The organism is Gemmobacter caeni (assembly GCF_003054195.1).
Taxonomy (GTDB): domain Bacteria; phylum Pseudomonadota; class Alphaproteobacteria; order Rhodobacterales; family Rhodobacteraceae; genus Gemmobacter; species Gemmobacter caeni.
In genome coordinates, this window is the sequence record NZ_QBKP01000017.1 from 1 (window position 1) to 16,746 (window position 16,746).

At 62.8% G+C, this 16,746-nt stretch carries 19 protein-coding genes, 1 tRNA gene and 3 pseudogenes; 8 read left to right on the plus strand and 15 right to left on the minus strand.

Annotation, left to right across the window (positions count from 1 at the left end):
- Window positions 1-51: 51 nt before the first annotated feature.
- Both C8N34_RS20055 and C8N34_RS20060 read left to right on the plus strand, forming a co-directional pair.
- Window positions 52-1,128 (plus strand): hypothetical protein, encoded by a 1,077-nt coding sequence (locus tag C8N34_RS20055; protein WP_145693655.1) that lies wholly within the window; start codon window positions 52-54, stop codon window positions 1,126-1,128.
- 331 nt (window positions 1,129-1,459) lie between these two features.
- Window positions 1,460-1,549 (plus strand) — tRNA-Ser (locus C8N34_RS20060).
- A 124-nt stretch (window positions 1,550-1,673) separates the two neighbouring features.
- Here C8N34_RS20060 and C8N34_RS20065 read toward each other — a convergent pair.
- The 3 genes from C8N34_RS20065 to C8N34_RS20075 are packed head-to-tail and all read right to left on the minus strand — an operon-like array spanning window position 1,674 to window position 2,439.
- Window positions 1,674-1,916 (minus strand): hypothetical protein, encoded by a 243-nt coding sequence (locus C8N34_RS20065; protein WP_108130258.1) that lies wholly within the window; start codon window positions 1,914-1,916, stop codon window positions 1,674-1,676.
- Entirely contained in the window at window positions 1,913-2,179 is a 267-nt protein-coding gene (locus C8N34_RS20070) for a hypothetical protein (protein WP_108130259.1), read from the minus strand. Before C8N34_RS20070 ends, C8N34_RS20065 begins: the two co-directional genes overlap by 4 nt.
- Window positions 2,176-2,439 carry a hypothetical protein gene (locus C8N34_RS20075; RefSeq protein ID WP_108130260.1) on the minus strand — a complete coding sequence of 88 codons (264 nt, stop codon included), beginning with the start codon at window positions 2,437-2,439 and terminating at the stop codon, window positions 2,176-2,178. Before C8N34_RS20075 ends, C8N34_RS20070 begins: the two co-directional genes overlap by 4 nt.
- Before the next feature lie 88 nt (window positions 2,440-2,527).
- On the opposite strand from C8N34_RS20075, the gene C8N34_RS20080 reads away from it, so the two are divergent.
- From C8N34_RS20080 to C8N34_RS26460, 3 genes are all read left to right on the plus strand, one after another.
- Complete coding sequence (locus tag C8N34_RS20080; protein ID WP_199750717.1) at window positions 2,528-2,761, plus strand: helix-turn-helix domain-containing protein; 234 nt, start codon at window positions 2,528-2,530, stop codon at window positions 2,759-2,761.
- On the plus strand, window positions 2,762-3,028 hold the full coding sequence (locus C8N34_RS20085; protein ID WP_108130262.1) for a hypothetical protein: 267 nt from the start codon (window positions 2,762-2,764) through the stop codon (window positions 3,026-3,028).
- A 339-nt stretch (window positions 3,029-3,367) separates the two neighbouring features.
- The gene (locus C8N34_RS26460; protein ID WP_158640748.1) at window positions 3,368-3,517 is read left to right on the plus strand and encodes a hypothetical protein; all 150 of its coding nucleotides are present in this window, start codon (window positions 3,368-3,370) and stop codon (window positions 3,515-3,517) included.
- A 653-nt stretch (window positions 3,518-4,170) separates the two neighbouring features.
- Here the strand turns inward: C8N34_RS26460 and C8N34_RS20090 are convergent.
- The 3 genes and pseudogenes from C8N34_RS20090 to C8N34_RS20100 all read right to left on the minus strand — a co-directional run.
- Window positions 4,171-4,515: a helix-turn-helix transcriptional regulator gene (locus tag C8N34_RS20090; protein ID WP_054303207.1), complete on the minus strand. Its 345-nt coding sequence runs from the start codon at window positions 4,513-4,515 to the stop codon at window positions 4,171-4,173.
- Window positions 4,516-4,526: 11 nt separating this feature from the next.
- On the minus strand, window positions 4,527-4,778 hold the full coding sequence (locus C8N34_RS20095) for a type II toxin-antitoxin system RelE family toxin (RefSeq protein WP_108130263.1): 252 nt from the start codon (window positions 4,776-4,778) through the stop codon (window positions 4,527-4,529).
- 90 nt (window positions 4,779-4,868) lie between these two features.
- Window positions 4,869-5,099: pseudogene (locus C8N34_RS20100) on the minus strand (tyrosine-type recombinase/integrase); the annotation flags it as partial.
- Window positions 5,100-5,198: 99 nt separating this feature from the next.
- Between C8N34_RS20100 and C8N34_RS26960 the strand changes: the two are divergent.
- Window positions 5,199-5,702, plus strand: a pseudogene (locus C8N34_RS26960) (DUF2793 domain-containing protein); the annotation flags it as partial.
- On the opposite strand, the gene drmC reads toward C8N34_RS26960, so the two are convergent.
- The 5 genes and pseudogenes from drmC to fabD all read right to left on the minus strand — a co-directional run bounded on the left by drmC (window position 5,647) and on the right by fabD (window position 8,976).
- The gene (gene drmC, locus C8N34_RS20110; protein WP_108130264.1) at window positions 5,647-6,246 is read right to left on the minus strand and encodes a DISARM system phospholipase D-like protein DrmC; all 600 of its coding nucleotides are present in this window, start codon (window positions 6,244-6,246) and stop codon (window positions 5,647-5,649) included. The pseudogene C8N34_RS26960 and the gene drmC sit on opposite strands and share 56 nt — an antisense overlap.
- Before the next feature lie 56 nt (window positions 6,247-6,302).
- Window positions 6,303-6,527 (minus strand): annotated as a pseudogene (locus C8N34_RS20115) (IS3 family transposase); the annotation flags it as partial.
- Window positions 6,528-6,723: 196 nt separating this feature from the next.
- Window positions 6,724-6,957 (minus strand): acyl carrier protein, encoded by a 234-nt coding sequence (locus C8N34_RS20125; RefSeq protein WP_054303210.1) that lies wholly within the window; start codon window positions 6,955-6,957, stop codon window positions 6,724-6,726.
- A 190-nt stretch (window positions 6,958-7,147) separates the two neighbouring features.
- A complete protein-coding gene (gene fabG / locus C8N34_RS20130; RefSeq protein ID WP_054303211.1) occupies window positions 7,148-7,885 on the minus strand; it encodes a 3-oxoacyl-ACP reductase FabG in 738 nt (245 codons plus the stop codon).
- Window positions 7,886-8,046: 161 nt separating this feature from the next.
- Window positions 8,047-8,976, minus strand: a complete 930-nt coding sequence (gene fabD / locus C8N34_RS20135; protein ID WP_108130265.1) for an ACP S-malonyltransferase — start codon at window positions 8,974-8,976, stop codon at window positions 8,047-8,049.
- Window positions 8,977-9,145: 169 nt separating this feature from the next.
- Here fabD and C8N34_RS20140 point away from each other — a divergent pair, with 169 nt between their 5' ends.
- The gene (locus tag C8N34_RS20140) at window positions 9,146-10,336 is read left to right on the plus strand and encodes a cytochrome b/b6 domain-containing protein (RefSeq protein ID WP_108130266.1); all 1,191 of its coding nucleotides are present in this window, start codon (window positions 9,146-9,148) and stop codon (window positions 10,334-10,336) included.
- A gap of 155 nt (window positions 10,337-10,491) precedes the next feature.
- On the opposite strand, the gene C8N34_RS20145 is transcribed toward C8N34_RS20140, so the two are convergent.
- The 3 genes from C8N34_RS20145 to C8N34_RS20155 form a co-directional block, all read right to left on the minus strand.
- Window positions 10,492-10,911, minus strand: coding sequence for a bleomycin resistance protein (locus tag C8N34_RS20145; protein ID WP_108130267.1), 420 nt, complete (start codon window positions 10,909-10,911; stop codon window positions 10,492-10,494).
- Window position 10,912: 1 nt separating this feature from the next.
- Window positions 10,913-12,169, minus strand: coding sequence for a vWA domain-containing protein (locus C8N34_RS20150; protein ID WP_108130268.1), 1,257 nt, complete (start codon window positions 12,167-12,169; stop codon window positions 10,913-10,915).
- A 75-nt stretch (window positions 12,170-12,244) separates the two neighbouring features.
- On the minus strand, window positions 12,245-13,117 hold the full coding sequence (locus tag C8N34_RS20155) for an AAA family ATPase (RefSeq protein ID WP_235451287.1): 873 nt from the start codon (window positions 13,115-13,117) through the stop codon (window positions 12,245-12,247).
- 143 nt (window positions 13,118-13,260) lie between these two features.
- On the opposite strand from C8N34_RS20155, the gene C8N34_RS20160 reads away from it, so the two are divergent.
- A complete protein-coding gene (locus C8N34_RS20160) occupies window positions 13,261-14,295 on the plus strand; it encodes an AbrB family transcriptional regulator (RefSeq protein WP_054303216.1) in 1,035 nt (344 codons plus the stop codon).
- On the opposite strand, the gene C8N34_RS20165 is transcribed toward C8N34_RS20160, so the two are convergent.
- Entirely contained in the window at window positions 14,292-16,523 is a 2,232-nt protein-coding gene (locus C8N34_RS20165; RefSeq protein ID WP_108130269.1) for a glycosyltransferase family 32 protein, read from the minus strand. The two genes, C8N34_RS20160 and C8N34_RS20165, sit on opposite strands and share 4 nt — an antisense overlap.
- Window positions 16,524-16,746 lie beyond the last annotated feature (223 nt).

Below are 16,746 nucleotides of genomic sequence, written 5' to 3' on the forward strand. Positions count from 1 at the left end.
TGAAACGCGCCCCTCGCAGCCTTCAACACCATGTTTTATATAGGAAATATAATGGTCAGGACAGCGAAATCAGCGCCTTACTTGGGAAATGTGGGACTAGATGAATGTGCGGAACATTCGAAGCTGCAGAATGTTCTGGTGGGCCTGCATCCACGTGATGACTTCACGGAGGCCGATCTAAATAGATGTGCGGCGCTGCTTGACGAAGAAGGCACACAACCTCGGATGTTCGGACCTATCCTCTGGCAGGACAACTATGCACACCTACCGTCCGAACGATTGTTGGAGCTTGCGAGAAAACTACTAACCAAGGCAAACGGCAGCGACACGCTGCTCGAAGCCTTGAGTATGAAATTGCACGGGAAAGATCCCTTGGAAGATGCTTTGGGACCAGAATTAAGAAAACTTGGTTTGAAAGCGGCGGCTAAATTACTGTTGGGGGATCACGAAGATCCCGGGGGCAGCAAAGACTACAGTATGGAATGTGTAATAAAGTCCGCACTTAGTTTCGATGGCAATGACGCTGAAAAGACTGAGTGGGTGGATGCTATTTTCTCTCACATAGACGAGAAATACGGCTTCATTCATTCATTCGAGGAAGCCATTGAGACGACAGCGGGGCTTATGCCGGAAGCCTTCTTAAATCGTGTCTTTCAGGGGACGGATGATCAGCATCACCGACGCATCTATTTTATTAAAAAAGGAGGAATACGGCGCAGCCCACTCGCTAAGATCAGTGTGGCCAACCTAATTGCGTGGTGCCAGCAGCGAGATCCTCCTGCTATCTGGGGACTGGTTTCTTCTGGCATCGAACTTTGGGAGAAATTTGATGGGAACAGGGGCGGCACATCCATGAGTACGGTCGCTGTTGAGTTTCTTGAAGCAGCGCCTGAGCCTGAGGTCGTCCTTCACGCCTATGCGGATCGTGTTAGCCCGTCTTCGTGGTCCGGGAGTCGTGCAGATGTCATGCAGCCGAGAGCAGATGCCATCGCAGAACTGACCCAGCACAAGCGGGAAGAGATAGCCCGAGCTGCTCGGACAGTATCAGATCGACTGACAAAGGAAATCGAAAGTGAACGGGCGCGTGAGAGACAAGAAGACGAGGAATGGGAACAGCGGTTTGAGTGACTTCCCGCAACGACCCCGGCAGATTTTATGTAAAGCGCGGACTTGAGAGGTTACAATTGGTTCACCTTCATCGAATGGCAGAAATCCACACTGCAGCTGCAGAGTCCGGGCAGCATATCGAGAGACCGTCGATAGGCCATCTTCAACGCCGCGCATAACCTGAGAAAGGGGGCGAATTGAGTGTCGAGATATGCACTTGGAGCATAGCTCTACCTTCAGCTGCTGGCCCCTTAATTTTGTCGTTTTGGCCACTTATTTTTGTCGCGCTACACCTGCAACACCCCGCCAATCACCCTTGGCAAACCCACCACAACCCGCTAGGAAAACACCCGGAACAGTGGCCGAGTGGTCTAAGGCAACCGACTTGAAATCGGTCGGGCCAGAGATGGCCCCGTGGGTTCGAATCCCACCTGTTCCGCCAATTTTCACCCACTAAGCGCATGAAATAAAAGAGAAATTCGGCACATCACGCTGTCTTTTTCCACCATTCCTTCCCCCATTTGGGGCCGGATTGAAACGGAAGATAGCGGAATCAAGCGGCAGGGTCAGCCCTGCGCCGATGCCGCTCTGGGGTCGGGCCAGTCCTGCACCAGCAGGGCTTCAAGCGCATCGCCTATTGCAATGATGGCCTGCCTCTTCTGACTTGCCGCCGTGTTGTCGAGACGTTCGCCAGCGAAGTCAAAGAGAACGGTTTGCAGCGCCAGAACCAGACCTTCGGCCTGTGACAGCTTGTGTTCAAGGCTGATGCGTTCGGCCCAGATTTCTTCGCGTGTGCGCGGCGTAATCATGCTGCATCTCCCTTCCCGTTCAAAGCATCCTCCAGCGCCTCGATGGCAGCGGCGAGGCTGTGGCTTTCGTCGCACAGGTAAGCCAGAAGGCAGGTCAGGCTGTTAGAGGTGCGCGACGGCGGGCGCTCCAAATCGTCAAACAGCACGTCGGCGGCTTCGATCATGCCGTTCAGCATGACGGCGCGGTGCTGGATCTGTGCCGCCTGCTTGGCAAACTGCTGGGCAATGGCGCGGCGCGCACTGGTTTCCTGAAAGACGTTCATTGCACACCCCCTTTCAGGGCCGCGTGGTGGTAGGACATGACAAGGCCGCGCTCACTGCCAAGCCAGAACCAGTCAAGGTTCAGACCGTAGCGGCGGGCATAGGTCAGCAGGTCGCGGGAAAAGGTCACATCCTCGCCCTTGCCCTCGGTGATGCGCTCGGGCGGCGTGGTGCGGGTCCATTCCGAGAACAGCGCGAGGCGTTCAAGCGCACCGCCAGGCACGCCGGTATCGTTCCCCGAAGCGGGGTTGATGGTGGTCATTGCGTTCTCCATTGATCTAAAATCGGAACAAGGTTACGATATGGCAACGCCACCCGATGCGTCAACAGAAATCATAACAGGGTTACGAATGAACTCCACACAATGCCGAATGGCCCGTGCCGCCACAGGTCTGGGCGTCCGCGATCTGGCAAAAGCCGCTGGAGTATCGCCCGACACAGTGGCCCGGCTGGAACGCGGCGAGGATCTGAAGGAAGCAACTGTCGCGGCCATCCGCACGGCGCTGGAAGCTGCCGGGGTGGTGTTCCTGCCCGAGAACGGCAACGGGCCGGGCGTGGCTATGCGGAAGGAAAAGGGAGAATAGATGAAGCCGAATAACTATTCCGGCAGAGGCACCGTGTCATTCTCAAACGGTGAAAGCTACGAAGTTGATGTCCACCTCAGCTTTCATAGTTCAGGTGGATTTGTCAGTGGAGATGGGCGGCTTGAAAGTGATCAGGCGTTCAGCATCGGCATGAATGATAGCGGCGCGACGCTGATCTATGGCGGGCAGAAGATCAAGATCGTGGTCAATAAGACCCATATTGATGAATGCCACTTCTTGACCTCTGGCCCTCCAAGCGCGGCATAGTTTCACCTCCACAGCGCATCGAACCGGCGTGCAGTCAGGCGCCGGGGTCTGCGATATCGTCCGACAGGTAGCTTGCCAGCCGCATAGGCCGCGCGACCAGCGCAAGAGAGACTGCAATACTTGTCGCGGTGGCTTCGGTGCCGGAACACGGTGCCACAGCACTCGCAGGGCTTCATTGCAGCCTCGCGGGCGGCCGCGTTCTTGCAGTCCCGACAACAATGCACCTGTGTTGCCCGTAGCGCCCGGAAAGCAGATCCACAGTGCGGGCAGATTTTGCGCATCGGGCTTTCGTCCAGCGGGCGGCGCAGGTGCCTGAACGCCGTTGGCGGGATGATCACGGTGAACACCATCAACGTTGATCCCTACGGTTCGGAATCCTACGCATTTGCCGTCATGGTCGGGCCAGAACAGGGCGCAACGGCCGACCGCGTCGTGGTCTGCGCCTATGACAAGCGCAAGCAGACCGCCGAAGTCAGCGGCCTTTTCTGAGTGTTAAGGACTGGGCGCTCCCGGCATGCCGACGACAGGCGCGCGTCGTGCCGGGGACGTTTCACGTCAAGGTGATGTTCTATCTCGACGCGCCGAGACTGGCGATGGCTGGCCTTTTGCAATCGGGGGAAGGTATGCCGCAGGCCCACTGATCCAGCGCTGCCATTGCGGTGTCCGGACTGGCACATGCCGATCAATGGAGCCATCAAGCAGGGTCCCGTCTTGCGGCTTTGCAGCACCTTGGTGGCTGTCTATTCCAAGGTCAGAGTCTGTTAGCGCGTCAGGAGACTGCATTCGCGCGCATGTCAACACATCCGCCAGCCAGACCTCAGAATCGGCATTGTTCATCTTCGCTGGGACCAACAGGGAAGATGTCTGAGTTGAGCCAAGAATATCAGTGCCTTCTCGACGAAATGGCATCTTCGTCAAGGGCTCCAGTGGACGATCAGCAGATGGCCTGATGCACCGCACGTGCCACGCATACCTCGTTGCAGTTCCGTATTTGAAAGCAGATCAGCTCACCCCGAATGTCGAGTTTGTTCAAATCAAAACAATGTCGGTCTCATGTTTTGCTGCAGCACATCTCGAAAGGCGGCTTTGGTGAGTGGCGCATTGCAACATCTCGGTCAGCAGAGTGGCAGCTATGGCCGACGTTACTCTGTCAGATCATCCAGACTCACGCCAAGCGCATCGGCCAAGGCGCGCAATGTTGCGACCGAGCCCTGCTTTCGGCCGGTCTCGATCTCGGCCACGGTGACCCGCTTCACGCCCGATTTTTCGGCCAGCGCCGCTTGGGTCAGGCCGCGCAGATCACGGTAGACGCGCAGGGCGCTTTCGCCATTCAGAAGGCGGTTCGCATACTCTGCCGGAATCAATTCGTCCTCTCCCGCCGCGAGACGCGCCCTGGCGCGGTCATAGCTTTGCAGGTCGGCCAGATCCTCCGCAGCGGCCCGCAGGCGGTCATATTCTTCGCGCGGGATCGTCACCATCTCGTTCATGTCAAACCCTTTCAGTCGTAGACGCCGCCCCGCGGCCCGATATCGAGAACGGCCAGAACATTGCCCTGATCATCCATGATCACCCGCCAATCCCCTACCCTCAGCCGGATACCCTCACGGCCTTTCAAGGGCTTCACGTTATTGGCCTGCGCGCTTGGGTCCTGCGCATAGGCTTCGATCTTGGCGCGGATCAGCGCAGCGGTATTCGAGGGCATCCGCCGCAAGGCCTTGATCGCGGCTTTGGTGTAGCTGATCTGCTTCATGATGTAGCTTTAGGCGACATTTCGGCGAAAGTCAAGTGCAATGTCGCCCTGCGCGACATGCCTGGCCGGCAGACGCCGGCCAGGCAAAGGTCAAAGATCAATCCCCTCCGATAGCGTCAGCGCATCCTCCAGATCGACACCCAGATACCGTACCGTGCTGTCCATCTTTGTGTGGCCCAAGAGCAGCTGCACGGCGCGCAGATTTCCGGTCTTCTTGTAGATCTGCGCAACCTTCGTTCGCCGCATCGAATGCGTACCATGGGCACTGGGCTCGAGCCCGATCGAAGGAACCAAGTCGCGCATGATCCGGGCATACACCCGAGCCCCGTACAAACACCAATGAACGCGGGCCTTCCGACCGGACACCGCGGTAGCCGCTAGACCCCGCTTGGAGTCCGGCCCAGCATCCGGAGTCCGGAAACCACCGGCATCACCACCGAAGGCATGCCGATCACCTCGGTCGGCACAGTCTCACACACGACGCTCGCCGCTACGAATCTGGCGGCCTCAATGCGGCGCTGGCGTCTGACGTCGGCCGCAGTGGTGGACTCGGTGGCCGACCAGCGCTCCGCAGGCTGGGCCTGCTGGCGCGGCAATGCGGTGGGCCTCGGCGGCTGGACCTTCGTCACGCGGATTTCGATGACGACATTACAGGCAACCGTAATGGGCTTCTTCGGCCTGTACGGATCGACGGCCGCGCTGGCCACCACCCTGACGCTCGCCGCAGCCATTAACTGCATTGGCATCGGCTTCCAGCGCGGGACATACACCCGTTGGCAACTGGTCGCAAACGACGGCACCGGGACGCCGCCCCTGACCGACATGGGGATGAGTTTCGCCATAGCGACGGGCGGCGTGCTGACCTTGTTCATCGCCGCACCGCCGAACGGATCATCCGTCTGGGTGCGCGTGGTGGACGAGGTTTGGCGCTGATCAAAAAGGCCGAACTGCCGTCGGCAACGGCCACTTTCGCGTGAACCCGTCCTTCGGCGAAGGGTGCCGGCCGGTCGGTCCAGACATACAGCGCTGCCGAGGGAACACAGCGCCGCATCATAGCAATAGGATCGACGGACAGACTCCCGCCGTGGCTCGTAGAGGTTTCCAACAGAATTCGGATGTCGATGCCGCGACTGCATGCAGCATTCAATGCATCGACCACCGAGGAGACGTCGTATGCAACGAAGCTGACGAGAAAGAGGTCGCTTTGCGCGTGACCGATGAGATCCAAGAGTACCTGCTCCGTGCGGCGAGTGGCGACGAATGGTGTCGTCGGGCCCGTCCAAACGAGCTCGACACGGTTTTCGCGCTGCGCTTGTTGGTGGGCGAAGGCTGCACCGACCAAGATCCCGGCCAGCACATCGCCTGATATTTCCGTCTGCTTCCAGGCGGTGATCAAGAGATCGAGCACTGTGCGAGCAGCCGGCGTGTTCACGAGCTGATGCAGGCTTCCTTCTCGTTCGATTGGCATCGAACCGCGAACACGATCTGCGAGTGCTTCGATCCTCGACGGTGACAACAGCGCCACGACCAGCGCGGGTCTGGCCGCAGCAGGACCGGCATTGGCGTTCGGCTGCCTCGCGCCCGCTTGCGACCACGACGGCGGCGCACAGACAGGCCCTCTTCCCGATAGATGCGGTGGAGCTTCTTTTCGTTCATGATCATGCCCTAGCGCCCCAGCGTGCAACCCACGCGCCGGTAGCTGAAGCGACGGCGCTTCTCGGCGATCCTGTGCATCTCCTCACGAACTTCGCTGCTGCCCGCTGCCGCCTTGCGCGGCAAGATCCTGCCGGAACCTGTGCCGGCAGCCGGGTTGCTGATCTTGTGCGACGGCGAACACGGCGAGCCAGAGGCAACCCTTTCGCTACACCGCCCGACCAAATGCAAAAGGGCCCCCGAAGGGAGCCCTTTCGAAAAACCGAGGCCATGGCCTCTGGCAACGCCTGCCTCAGACAGCGCCAGAGATGAACTTCACGGCATCGCCGAAAGTCTGAATCGTTTCGGCGGCGTCATCCGGAATCTCGATGCCGAAGGCCTCTTCGAAGGCCATGACCAGCTCGACGGTGTCGAGGCTGTCCGCGCCCAGATCGTCGATGAACGAGGCGTTCTCGGTCACCTTGTCCTCTTCGACGCCGAGATGCTCGACGACGATCTTCTTCACGCGATCGGCGATATCGCTCATGTCACTTCCTCATCGTTGCGGGGTGGCCCCCGGTCTGGTGTCCCTGCCGCGGGCCAGGCCCTTGGCTGTTTTCCCCGCGTCAGGCAGGGCACCAGAGCCTTCCGGCGCTGGTGGTTCCGTTCGCGGCTATAGCAAGCGCACCGGCACTTGGCAAACGCTTTCCCGCGCGCCCGTGCCGCCGCGCCCCGCGTCAGATCATCGCCATGCCGCCGTTGACATGCAAGGTGGTTCCGGTGACGTAACCCGCTTCCGGGCTCGCCAGATAAAGCACGGCAGCGGCAATCTCGCCCGCTTCGCCCATGCGCCCGGCGGGAACCTGCGTCAGGATGCGCGCCTTCTGCTCATCATTCAGCTTTTCGGTCATCGCGGTGGTGATGAAACCCGGCGCCACACAATTGACGGTGATTCCCCGGCTCGCCACTTCGGCCGCCAGCGATTTGGACATGCCGACCATCCCGGCCTTGGAAGCGGCATAATTGCCCTGCCCCGGATTGCCGGTGGCGCCAACGACCGAACTGATATTCACGATCCGCCCCCAGCGCGCCTTCATCATGCCGCGCAGTACACCCCGGCACAGCCGGAAGGTCGAGGTCAGGTTCACATCCAGCACCGACTGCCATTCGTCATCCGACATCCGCATGAACAGATTGTCACGGGTAATCCCGGCATTGTTCACCAGCACATCGACAGAGCCCATCTTCGCGGCAGCGGCCTTCGGCAGCGCCTCGACACTGGCCGCATCCGAAAGATCACAGGTCTCGACAAAGACCCGCTCCCCCAGTTCCGCCGCCAGCGCCTCCAGCGGCGCGAGGCGCGTCCCCGACAGCGTGACAGTCGCCCCCGCCGCATGCAGTGCGCGGGCAATCTCGCCGCCGATGCCCCCGGAAGCCCCGGTCACCAGCGCATTCTTGCCACCCAGATCGAACATTGTTTCCATCCTTTTCCCGGCCCGGCTTTTACCCTGGGCCAAATATCTTCGGGGGAAGGCCGAAGGCCGCGGGGGCAGACAGCCCCCGTCCACAGCCCCCGCCCCACGAAAACCGCGCCGGTCAGCGCCCAAAATTCTTGTTCAAGAATTTTGGTCCCGGCTCAGCCCTTCGCCGCCAGCACATCCTCGGGCGCACCCACGGCACGGGTTTCCGCGCCCTTGACGATGCGCTTGATCATGCCCGACAGCGCCTTGCCCGCGCCGATTTCCCAGTATTCGGTCACCCCCGCAGCTTCCATCCACAGCACGCTTTCGCGCCAGCGGACAGAGCCCGTCACCTGCGCCACCAGCAGGTCGCGGATGCGGTCGGCCTCCATTACCGCCTCGGCGCGGACGTTCACCACCACCGGCACCACCGGATTGTCTACCACTACGGCTGCCAGCGCCTCGGCCATCACATGTGCAGCGGGCTGCATCAGCGCGCAGTGAAAAGGCGCGCTGACCGGCAGCATCAGCGCCCGCCTGGCACCCCTGGCCTTGGCGATCTCCAGCGCGCGTTCCACCGCCGCCTTGTGGCCCGAAACCACCACCTGCGCCGGATCATTGTCATTGGCGGCCTGACAGATCTCGCCCTGCGCGGCCTCCGCCGCAACCTCGGTCGCCGCCTCGAAATCAAGACCCAGCAGCGCGGCCATCGCGCCCACGCCCACCGGCACCGCCTCCTGCATCGCCTGCCCCCGGATGCGCAGCAGCCGCGCGGTATCCGACAGCGCCAGCGATTTCGCCGCGCAGAGCGCCGAATATTCGCCAAGGCTGTGGCCCGCCACGAAATCCGCCGTCTCGATCCCGATGCCTTCGGTTTCCAGCGCGCGCAGGGCGGCGATCGACGTTGCCATTAGCGCGGGCTGGGCGTTCTGCGTCAGCGTCAGTTCGGCGATATCGCCTTCCCAGATCAGCGTGGACAGCTTTTCGCCCAAAGCCTCGTCCACCTCGTCAAAGACGGCTTTCGCGGCGGGGTAAGCTTCGGCCAAGGCACGGCCCATTCCGATGGTCTGCGCCCCCTGACCGGGGAATACGAATGCGCGGGACATGGTTCCTCCAAGCGTTTTTACCGGCTTACCGCGTGCGGGCGGGCCATGCAATCGCTGCTGCGCACAGCCGCGCAACCCTTCGCGGATGCACAGAGCCTGTGCCCGCCCTCGCATTTCCGCACTGCAGCATGCGTGCTAGACCACAAAAAACCGAAAGACCGGAGAGAGCATGAGCACCCGCAACACCCCGCAAAGCTATGGCAGCGCCGCCCGCCTGCTGCACTGGCTGACCGCCGCGCTGATCCTGACCGCCATCGGCCTTGGCCTTTACGCCGAGGACATGCCCGCCGACACCTCTGCCGCCGTCGCAGCCAAGGCGCTGGTCTATTCGCTGCACAAGACGCTGGGCGTGGCTGCGTTCTTCACCGCGCTGGCCCGCATCCTCTGGGCACTGACCCAGCCGCATCCGGCACCGCTGCACCCCGAGCGGCGGCTGGAAACATGGATCGCCACCCTGATCCACTGGTCGCTTTACGTCGCCATGATCGCCATGCCGCTCAGCGGCTGGGTGCATCACGCGGCGCTGGACGGCTTCGCCCCGATCTTCTGGCCCTTCGGCCAGGGCCTGCCCTTCGTGCCGAAATCGCAGGGCGTGGCCGAGGCGGCGGGGGCGCTGCACGGGCTGTTCTCCAAGCTGCTGATCGGTTCGGTGCTGCTGCATGTTGCAGGCGCGCTGAAACACGCGCTGATCGACCGCGACCATACCCTGTCCCGGATGTTGCGGGGCACGTCGGCAGGCAAGGGAAGCGCCCCGCGCGCGCCCGCATTCGCCGCCGGGCTGGTCTATGCGGCCGTCGGCACGCTTGCCCTGATCTTCGCCACCGGCGGCGATGAACCGGCGCGCGCCGCCATCGCTACCACCCCCGCTGCAACCGCAGGGAACTGGCAGGTCCAAAGCGGGAGCCTTGGCTTCACGGTGCGCCAGATGGGAGCAGAGGTCAGCGGCCAGTTGCCGGACTGGCATGCCACGATCACCTTCGACGAAACCCCGGTCAATGGCGTGAACGGACATGTCACAGTCGCCATAGACCTGACCAAGCTGACGCTCGGTTCGGTCACCGATCAGGCGAAAGGGCCGGAGTTCTTCGATACCGCAACCCACCCGACCGCGACCTTCGACGCCGATATTCTGCCCGCCGATACAGGCTATGAGGCGAAAGGCACCCTGACCCTGCGCGGCGCCACCGTGCCGGTCACCCTGCCCTTCACGCTGACCACAGCGGACAATACCGCCACGATGACCGGCGCCACCACGCTCGACCGCCGCGCCTTTGGCATGGGGGCGAGCTATAGCGACGAGGCCACCGTCGGCTTCGCCGTCGAGGTTACCGCGACCCTCACCGCGCGGCGTCCCGAATAAATCGGCGCAGGGGGCTTTCCGCCCCCTCTTGCCTTCGGCAATTCACCCCCGGAGGATATTTGGACCAAGATGAAACCCCGCACCTTCATCTTGGTAAAAAATATCCTCGGGGGTGAGCCCCGCAGGGGCGAGGGGGCAGACAGCCCCCTGATCCGTCAGCACCGCTTGCGGACACCCAGATCTTCGTGAAACCGCAACAGATAGCCGTCGGGGTCGGCCACAACGAATTGCCGGTTGCCGAGTTCCTCGTCATCCCGGCGATACCAGCGGTCTTCGGGCGGCAGGATCAGCGGGTGGCCCGCCCCTGCCAGCGCATGCAGCAAGGGGGCGATGGCGCTGACCTCGACTTGCAGGTTGACGCCACGGCCCAGCGGGCGCGGGGCTTCACCAAGACCGGGGTCGAAATCACGGCCCAGCCCGATCTGGTCAAGCATGAGCTCCGCCCCCTCGCGCCCGAGGTAGCAAAAACCCTCTTCAGGCCGCTCGTAAAGGACCGAGAAGCCCAGCAACCCGGTATAGAAGGCGCGGGAAGCACGCCAGTCGGTGACCGAAAGCTCGGGGACGATCACCGCCATCTCAGCGCGCCAGCGCGCGCATCAGCCGCGCCTTCTCGCCGGTATCGGCCCTGTCCGATATGGCGGCGGCCAGCGCCTCCAGCGAGGCAATGGAATGCCCGGCGCGGAAGGCATCGACATGGGGCAGCATCGCGCGAATGCCGGTGGCGCGCGGGGCGAAGCCCTCCCAGCGCAGCAGGGGGTTGAGCCAGATCAGCCGCCGCGCGGACAGATGCAGCCGCTGCGTTTCGCGCGCAAGCTGGCCGCTGTCGTCGCGATCCAGCCCGTCGGTGATCAGAAGCACCACCGCCCCCTGCCCCAGAACCCGGCGCGACCAGTCGCGGTTGAAGGTATGGAGACAGGCACCGATGCGGGTGCCCCCTGACCAGTCCTGCGCCTCGCGCCCTGCCGCAGCCAGCGCCGCATCGACATCGCGGGTCGCCAGATGCCGGGTAATATTGGTCAGCCGCGTGCCGAAGGTGAAGCCATGCACCCGCGCCCAGCCCTGACCCTTGCGATTGGCCACCGCATGCAGAAAATGCAGCACCATCCGGCTATATTGCGACATGGAGCCGGAAATGTCGCACAGCACCACCAGATTGGGCCAGCGCAGCGCCGGGTCGCGGCGGGCCAGCCGCGTGATCTCGCCGCCCCGGCGCATCGCCAGCCGCAATGTGGCGCGCGGGTCGATGGCCTGCCCCAGCGGGGCCGCAGTCTGACGACGCGAGGGCAAGGGCTGCACCGGCAGGCTGAGGCGGGCAAGCATGCGCTTTGCCTCGGCAATCTCGGCCACCGACATCTGTTCGAAGTCCAGAGTCTTCAGCCGTTCTTCGCGCGCCATGGTGGCGGAGGCGTCAATTTCCACCTGTTCCTCGCCCTGAGGGCTTTCCGCCTCGGGCAGATCGCGGTTGGCACCGTCCAGCAGCGCCTCGGCCGCACGTTTCTCGGCAGCCTGTGCCAGCCTCTCCTCCTGCACGCCGCGAATGGCGGGCAGCATGAGGGACATCATCTGTTCCATGTAACGCGGGTCGCGCCAGTAGAGCCGGAACACCTGATCGAAGACCGCACGATGTTCGGGGCGGTTGACGAAACAGGCATGCAGCGTCCAGTAGAAATCGCGCCGTTCGGTGAAACCCACGGCCTCGACCGCGCGGATCGCGTCGATCACCCGGCCCGAGCCGATGGGCAGCCCGGCCTTGCGCAGGGCGCGGGCGAACCACAGGATGTTGCGGCTGATCTTGCCGTCTTCCGGCAGGGTGAGTTCAGCGTAGCTGGCCATGCGATGCGCCGGGGGCGCTGCCCCCGGACCCCCGGGATATTTTTGCCAAGATGAAAGCGGGAAATGAGCGGGCCGTCATGCGGGCACCGTTTCCTTGCGGATTTCATCGAGCAGGCGCTTGGCTTCGGAGCCCTGGATTTTCTGGATGTCGTCCTGATATTTCAGGATGGCGCCCAGCGTGTCGGCGATGACCTCGGGGGTCAGGCTGATCACATCCAGCGCCAGCAGGCATTTCGCCCAGTCGATCGTTTCGGCAACGCCGGGTTTCTTGAACAGGTCTTCGGTGCGCAGTCGCTGCACGAAGGCCACGATTTCGCGGCTGAGCGTTTCCTGCGCCTCGGGGCAGCGCGCGGCGAGGATCTGCATTTCACGATCCGCCGTCGGGTAATCGACCCAATGATAAAGGCAGCGGCGTTTCAGCGCGTCATGCACCTCGCGCGTGCGGTTGGAAGTGAGGATGACGATGGGCGGTTCGGGCGCCCGGATGGTGCCGAGCTCGGGGATCGTGACCTGAAAATCCGACAGCGCCTCCAGCAGATAGGCCTCGAAGGGTTCGTCGGTGCGGTCAAGCTCGTCGATCAGCAGCACGGGGGCGCCGCCGGGCTGCGGGCGCATGGCCGCCAGCAGCGGCCGTTCGATCAGATAGTCTTCGGTGAAAAGTTCGGATTTCAGCGCGTCGCGGTCGGCGCCCCCCGCCGCCTCTGCGGTGCGGATGGCGACCATCTGGGCGGCGAAGTTCCATTCGGCCACGGCCGAGGCGGCATCCAGCCCCTCGTAGCATTGCAGCCGGATCAGCCGACGGTCCAGCGCCCTGGCGATGACCTTGGCGATTTCGGTCTTGCCCACCCCGGCCTCGCCTTCCAGAAACAGCGGGCGCCCCAGTTTCAGCGACAGGAAGGTCACCGTCGACAGCGCGCGCGCCGCCACATAGCCCTGGGCGGCGAGCATCTGCTCCACCCCGTCGATCGACGTCGGAATTCCGCTCACAGGCTCCCCCCTCTTTTGCGCCATGCTGGCGGCGTGGCGGCAGAGGGTCAAGGGTGAAGGCGGGTCTTGCGACCTTTGGACAGGGGGCGTAAGCGGGGATCATCATGCGCGCGATGATCACCCGTCCCCGACTTGTCACCCTTGCTGCTGCGGCCCTTGGGGCGGCGGCCTTTGTTCTGCTGTCCCTGCCGCTGCCATTGCTGCTGGGACCGATGCTTGGCTGCCTGCTGGCGGCGCTGGCCGGGGCGCCGTTGCAGGGGATGGGGGTACTGGGCACGGCCCTGCGCACCTGGCTGGGGGTTGCCATCGGATCGACCGTGACGCCCGCCCTGCTGCATGATCTGCCACGCATGGGGGCGACGCTGGCGCTGGTGCCACTGTTCGTCGGGCTGATCGGGCTGGTGGGCTATCCGTTCTTCCGGCGGGTCATGGGCTATGACCATCCGACCGCCTTCTATTCCGCCATGCCCGGTGGCTTGCAGGATATGCTGATCTTCGGCGAGGAGGCCGGCGGCAATGTGCGCAGCATGTCGCTGATCCATGCGACACGGGTTCTGGTGATCGTGACCGCCACACCCTTCCTGCTGGCGCTGCTGTATGATGTGGATCTGTCGCAGGCACCGGGGCGGCCCGCGTCGGAAGTGCCGCTGTCGCAGATTGCGCTGATGGTCTTTTCCGGCATCGCGGGCTGGAAGATCGCCGAGCGCATCGGGATGTTCGGTGCCTCGATCCTTGGGCCCCTGATCCTGACAGCCTGCCTGAGCCTTGCGGGCGTCATCCAGGGCCGCCCGCCGGCCGAGATGATCTGGGCCGCGCAGTTCTTCATCGGCATCGCGGTCGGGTCGAAATACGCGGGCATCACCCCGCGCGAATTGCGTCATGACGTGACGGCGGGCCTTGGCTATGCGCTGTTGCTGGCCATCCTGTCACTGGGCTTCATCGAGGCGGCGGCACTGCTGTCCGGCCGTCCGGCGCTGGAAGTGGCGCTGAGCTTCCTGCCCGGCGGACAGGCGGAAATGGCGGTGATCGCGCTGATGACCGGGGCAGATGTGGCCTTCGTGGTGGCCCATCACCTGACCCGGATCTTCCTTGTGATCACCGCAGCACCGCTGATCGCCCGCTGGATGGCGCGGCGTTAAAGCAACGCCAGTTCCTTTCGGATATAGCGGTTGTCACCCCGCGTCAGCACATAACGGCCAAGCTTGCGCGCAAGATCCTTGCGCCCCTTGCCGACCACCCGCTTGAACAGCTCTTTCTGATAGCGGGTCGAGGCCTTGCGGGCGCGGATCAGCCGGTAGAACTCCAGTTCGGTCAGCGTGCCATTCAGCGCGCCAAGAGTGATCGGCGACAGCACGCCCATCTGTTGCAGGCTGGACCCCAGCCGGTGCCCGAGGAGCGGCGCGCGCAGTTTCAGCACATTGTCATGGGTAAAGCGGTCGACATGACCGGAATCCAGCGGCTCGTAAGGGTCATAGAGGATGAATACCTTACCCGCCGCCTTCGATACCTCTGCCGCATCGCCGTAATGGCCGCTGAAATCGCGGTCCCACGCCGCCTTGTAGCGGGTTTCCCAGGGCACGATGGAACGGTCCAGCGTCGATTGCGGGCTGATCGCCACCACATCGGCGCCCGGACAGGCCGCGACGAAGGCACAGGCGGCATAGCCGCCCATCGAGGCGCCATAGAACACCACGCGCCTGAACCGGTCGAAGAAATCCGAGGTGGCGAGATCGTCGAACTGATCCCAGACCCATGGGTCACGATACCAGGTCCAGCCGTTCGCCATGACGCCCAGCATCGACCAGCCCTGTTTCTCGATGAAGGAAAAGCCCCAGGGCCGCCGGTCCTCGCGCTTTTCCATCGCGATGTCGAGATTGTCGAAGGTCACCACCAGCGTATCGCTGCCGCGCGGGATATAGAGGAAAGAGTGGCTGTCGCTTTCGCGGAAAAAGCCATCCTTGCCCGCCAGATCGCGGGCGATTTCGGACCAGCCCGGTTCGGGCGCCGGGACAGCGGTTGCGAGCTGAAGCGCATCACCTGCGCGGAACAGCACCCGCGCCACCTTCACCCCGTCGCTTTCACGCTCTGACAGCACCTCGTTGGTGCCCATGGGGCGCAGCACGCCAAAGCCGCCGGAGCCGCCGCGAATATCGGTGAACATGCGGGAACCGGGTTTCAGCACGCGCCCGAACACCGGCAGGAAATCCTTCAGCTTGCCGTCTTTTTCAAAGCCCGGAAGATGGGCAATGACATCCGCGGGCTGCACGTCTTCCAGCGTGCAGGCGATGGTCACGCGGTCTTCCGGCATGCCCAGCCCGATCAGATAGTCGCGGTATTCCGCGATGGCCCGGCTTGGCTGGTCGGGGAACTGGCCATGCGCATCGACATCGACGATCTGCACGGCAGCGCCCCAGCGCTTCCAGATCTCATAGGCCAGCGGGCGCGAGCGGCCACCGATATCGGTGAAAGTCTCCACCGTCTCAAGATCGACACTCTCGACCAGTTCGCCATCCAGCAGCCGCCAGCCGCGCGCGCGCAGCGGCGCGTCCTCGGCCCGCAGCCCGTGCTTTTCCATCAGTTCATAAATGAAACTGCCCTTGCTGGGCACGCCATTGTGGCGCAGCGAAAGTTCGCGCTTGTTCGAGGCCCAGAGATGCATGCCGGTGGTATTTTCGGTGATCTTCGGATGCACGCGGCGCGCGGCGCGGATCACGTCCAGCCGTTCGGGAAAGGTCACCGGATAGAAGGCGTCAACAGGCTGGGCCAGATCGGTCAGCCCCAGCTTGCGGGCGAAATAGGACACCATGGTTGGGCCCCAGACCCCCCATTTCTGCTGGCTGACATGCAGCGGCGTGCCTGCGGCGGCCAGCGCCCGGTATTCCGCCTTGACACGGGGTTTCAGGAATTCGGGGATCGCATACTGATCCGAGGTGAAGTCCAGCATCTCGTCCAGCATCGCGCTGTCGGCGGGCAGACCCAGCACGGCATTGTTGATGCGCGGGCTGCCCTGGCTGACCTCGCGCAGCTCCAGCCCGAAGACATAATCGCTGTCATAGTCGAGCGGACGCCAGCAATAGACATCAGTATCGACCCAGATCATGCCCGGACATTTCTTCATCATATGCAGGCGGAACAGGTCGGCGAACAGCGCATAGCTGTCCTTGCCTTCGTATTTGATGAAATTGTCGGTATCAATGATCTCGCGCCCGTCGCGGCGGATCACGCCTTCGGGCACATTCGGGATGTCGTCATAAGAGAAGAGCGTGATCTTCTGGCCCTGATCGACGAAGGATTTCAGGCAAAGCTGCTCCATCCAGCTCAGGCTGCCCCCGATCCACAGCGTTCCGACCTCGCGCACTCGTGCCATGCCCTTACCCTTCGTCACAAAATCCGGCCCGTCTGCAGGATCAAACCGCGATTTTCTTGCTGCCCGCCCCGACACTTCGGGGATTATTGTAGTTTTTTCGTCAACAGTGTGACCAAGTTCCGCTGATTTGCCAATAGAACCCATAAAATTCCCCTGCCGCAGCTTTGCCCGACTGTGGCCATTATGCTAGCCTAACCTGAAGTCGCGACACGACGACGCGAGG

Excerpts from the sequence above, each read along its gene's own strand:
- C8N34_RS20055 (WP_145693655.1), top strand. The coding sequence starts at position 52 with ATGGTCAGGACAGCGAAATCAGCGCCTTACTTGGGAAATGTGGGACTA.
- C8N34_RS20065 (WP_108130258.1), bottom strand. The coding sequence starts at position 1,916 with ATGATTACGCCGCGCACACGCGAAGAAATCTGGGCCGAACGCATCAGC.
- C8N34_RS20070 (WP_108130259.1), bottom strand. The coding sequence starts at position 2,179 with ATGAACGTCTTTCAGGAAACCAGTGCGCGCCGCGCCATTGCCCAGCAG.
- C8N34_RS20075 (WP_108130260.1), bottom strand. The coding sequence starts at position 2,439 with ATGACCACCATCAACCCCGCTTCGGGGAACGATACCGGCGTGCCTGGC.
- C8N34_RS20080 (WP_199750717.1), top strand. The coding sequence starts at position 2,528 with ATGAACTCCACACAATGCCGAATGGCCCGTGCCGCCACAGGTCTGGGC.
- C8N34_RS20085 (WP_108130262.1), top strand. The coding sequence starts at position 2,762 with ATGAAGCCGAATAACTATTCCGGCAGAGGCACCGTGTCATTCTCAAAC.
- C8N34_RS20090 (WP_054303207.1), bottom strand. The coding sequence starts at position 4,515 with ATGAACGAGATGGTGACGATCCCGCGCGAAGAATATGACCGCCTGCGG.
- C8N34_RS20095 (WP_108130263.1), bottom strand. The coding sequence starts at position 4,778 with ATGAAGCAGATCAGCTACACCAAAGCCGCGATCAAGGCCTTGCGGCGG.
- drmC (WP_108130264.1), bottom strand. The coding sequence starts at position 6,246 with ATGCCAATCGAACGAGAAGGAAGCCTGCATCAGCTCGTGAACACGCCG.
- C8N34_RS20125 (WP_054303210.1), bottom strand. The coding sequence starts at position 6,957 with ATGAGCGATATCGCCGATCGCGTGAAGAAGATCGTCGTCGAGCATCTC.
- fabG (WP_054303211.1), bottom strand. The coding sequence starts at position 7,885 with ATGTTCGATCTGGGTGGCAAGAATGCGCTGGTGACCGGGGCTTCCGGG.
- fabD (WP_108130265.1), bottom strand. The coding sequence starts at position 8,976 with ATGTCCCGCGCATTCGTATTCCCCGGTCAGGGGGCGCAGACCATCGGA.
- C8N34_RS20140 (WP_108130266.1), top strand. The coding sequence starts at position 9,146 with ATGAGCACCCGCAACACCCCGCAAAGCTATGGCAGCGCCGCCCGCCTG.
- C8N34_RS20145 (WP_108130267.1), bottom strand. The coding sequence starts at position 10,911 with ATGGCGGTGATCGTCCCCGAGCTTTCGGTCACCGACTGGCGTGCTTCC.
- C8N34_RS20150 (WP_108130268.1), bottom strand. The coding sequence starts at position 12,169 with ATGGCCAGCTACGCTGAACTCACCCTGCCGGAAGACGGCAAGATCAGC.
- C8N34_RS20155 (WP_235451287.1), bottom strand. The coding sequence starts at position 13,117 with ATGCTCGCCGCCCAGGGCTATGTGGCGGCGCGCGCGCTGTCGACGGTG.
- C8N34_RS20160 (WP_054303216.1), top strand. The coding sequence starts at position 13,261 with ATGCGCGCGATGATCACCCGTCCCCGACTTGTCACCCTTGCTGCTGCG.
- C8N34_RS20165 (WP_108130269.1), bottom strand. The coding sequence starts at position 16,523 with ATGGCACGAGTGCGCGAGGTCGGAACGCTGTGGATCGGGGGCAGCCTG.